The sequence below is a fragment of the uncultured Gimesia sp. genome (assembly GCF_937919775.1).
Lineage (GTDB): Bacteria > Planctomycetota > Planctomycetia > Planctomycetales > Planctomycetaceae > Gimesia.
The window spans coordinates 1-2796 of sequence record NZ_CALFPF010000553.1 but is presented as its reverse complement, the minus strand read 5'-3'; the positions used below and the strand labels follow the sequence as shown (position 1 = coordinate 2796).

Annotated in this window: 2 protein-coding genes; both read right to left on the bottom strand. The window is 53.3% G+C overall.

The features are described 5' to 3' along the window. Window positions 1-79: 79 nt before the first annotated feature. Window positions 80-1447: an adenosylmethionine--8-amino-7-oxononanoate transaminase gene (bioA, locus tag Q0294_RS15930; RefSeq protein WP_299467425.1), complete on the bottom strand. Its 1368-nt coding sequence runs from the start codon at window positions 1445-1447 to the stop codon at window positions 80-82. A gap of 98 nt (window positions 1448-1545) precedes the next feature. Then, a complete protein-coding gene (locus Q0294_RS15925) occupies window positions 1546-2538 on the bottom strand; it encodes a malate dehydrogenase (protein ID WP_299467423.1) in 993 nt (330 codons plus the stop codon). Window positions 2539-2796: the final 258 nt, after the last annotated feature.

Here is a 2796-nt window from a genome sequence, read left to right as displayed (position 1 = left end):
AACGCTCCCCCAGAAGCATCTGCTGATCAAAGCGAGAAGAAGAAACCGTAAGCGATTCTCAACCCGCCCCCGCCCTGCACTATGCGACCTGCAAACGGATCGCTTCATCAATGGCGGCAAACACCACGTCGCAGAGTTGACCGATCAAATCGGCTGGCATCCCGGGAGCCGGCATCAGCACCACCACATCTCCCAGAGGACGCACAATCACCCCCTGCCTGCGCGCAGCGAGCGTCACCCGATGGCCCATGCGCCACGCTGCGGGAAACGCGGCTTTGCTTTCCCGGTCGGCCACCAGTTCAATTCCCACCATCACGCCTTTCTGCCGAATCTCCCCCACATGCGGGTGATCTTTGAGTTCGGCCAGTCGTTCTGTCAGGACCTGAGTATTCTGTTTGACGTTTTCCAGTGTCTGCTGCGTATCAAACAGTTTCAGCGTCGCCAGCGCAGCAGCACAGGCTAACGAATTTCCGGTATAGGTGTGACCGTGGAAAAACGTTTTATATTCTTCCGGCTCTGCATCGAAGGCGTCAAAGATTTCCTCTGTCGCCATCGTCACCGCTAAAGGCAGATATCCCCCCGTAATCCCTTTGGCCAGACACAGAAAGTCAGGCGTCACCCCTTCCTGCTCGCAGGCAAACATGGTTCCGGTCCGTCCCAGTCCCACGGCGACTTCATCGGCAATGAGCGGTATCCCATAACGGGCCGTCAATTCGCGCACCCGTTTCAGATAACCGGGCGGATGCATCAACATTCCAGCCGCGCCCTGCACCAAAGGCTCGATAATAAACGCCGCCAACCGATGCTGGTTCTCGACAATCAACCGTTCCAGTTCCTGTTCGCAGAATTCCAGATAACCGGCTGCCGAATATTCGTCGGGACGGTGATACGCCGTCGGACAGGGAATCTGCACTGCTTCAAACAGCAGCTTGCCGAAGATCTGATGAAAAATGGCAATCCCCCCCACGCTGACTGAACCGATCGTATCGCCGTGATACGCGTGCTGCATACAGGCAAACAGGTCGCGTGGCTGTTCTTCCGGGACCGGTTTCTGCGCATGATATTGAAACGCCATCTTCAGCGCGATCTCAACGGCGGTCGAACCGCTGTCAGAATAGAAAACTTTCATCAGTCCGGCCGGCGCACGTCTGACTAATTCCGCCGCCAGCTCGATTGACGGCACGCTCGCCAGTCCCAGCAACGTGGAATGCGCGACTTTATCCAACTGCTCCCGGATCGCCTGATCAATTGCGGGCACACGATGGCCGTGCACATTGCACCAGAGGGAAGAAATACCATCCAGATAAGTACGACCATCAACGTCCGTTAAAAAGAAACCGTCGCCCGATTCGATAATCGGCACACTTTCATCCCGATGGGCACGCATCTGAGTAAACGGATGCCAGACATGTTCGTTGTCAACGGTTCGTAATTCTTCCGACTTCATAATCGACTCTGAAAAAGCGTAAATGGAAGGTGTCTATAAACAGAAAGAGTCACGTCAATTGATCGTGACTCTTTCACAGATACAGCATCTATTAAAAATTAACCAGGCAGCAAATCGCGAACGACATCGCGTTCATCTCGCAATTCCTGCAAGGTCGCCTTGAATTTTTCCTGAGCAAAATCGTCGTGCTCAATCCCTTCCACGATTTTCCAGGTGGTACCATCGCTGGTCACAGGAAATCCGCAGATCAAACCTTCATCCACACCATAGCTGCCGTCACTGCAGACGGCGGCACTGAAGCTCTCGCCCAGCGCGGTAGGAGTAATGATGCTTTTGATCGTGTCCAGAGCGGCATTCGCAGCCGAGGCAGCGCTGGAAGCACCGCGTGCCTGAATCACAGTGGCACCACGTTTTTGCACGGTTTCGATAAATTCACCACGCAGCCAGTCATGATCTCCAATGATTTCCGGAACCGGATTTCCATGAATTGTGGCGTGATAAAAATCAGGGAACTGAGTTGCGGAGTGGTTGCCCCAGATGTTCATGTTCTTCACAGCGGAAACCGGCTGTCCGGCTTTCTTGGCAATTTGCGTTATCGCCCGGTTCTGATCCAGTCGTGTCATGGCGTACCAGCGATCACGGGGAACTTTGGGCGCGTTGCTCATCGCGATCAGGCAGTTGGTGTTACAGGGATTCCCGACAACCAGCACCCGGACATCATCAGCGGCGGCGGCTTCAATGGCCTTGCCGGTGCTGGTGAAAATCGGTCCGTTGATGCGGATCAAATCGCCGCGTTCCATGCCTGCTTTGCGGGGAATACTGCCGACGCAAATCACGAAATTACAATCGGCAAAACCATCTTCCAGATGATCGCTGTCTGCTTTCACAACACCTGCCAGAGTGGGAAATGCACAATCTTCCAGTTCCATCTCAACACCGTCTAAAGCGGACAGCACGGGCGGAACTTCCACAAGGTGCAGGATGACGGGCTGATCGGGACCAAAAATTTCCCCGGAGGCCAGGCGGAACAACATGGCATAACCAATCTGCCCAGCCGCCCCTGTTACCGCAACGCGAATCGGATGATTCATCTCTTAATCACTCCTTAACAATGAATATTGCTCAATGAACTTGTCGAATAGTTGAATTTTGAATGCCTTGTTTTTTACCTCCCTTCCGGCTGATCGGCAACCGTTCAGAGGCATCAGTTTTTAATTTCTGGAGACTCGTGGCAAATGTCGATCAAAAAAGTGCTCAGATCGCCGGACTCCTTCGGTTTCTCCCCGATTTGGAGTCAATTGCTTGTAGATTAATGATTCGCAAAAACGAGACCACCAATCACAATTGCC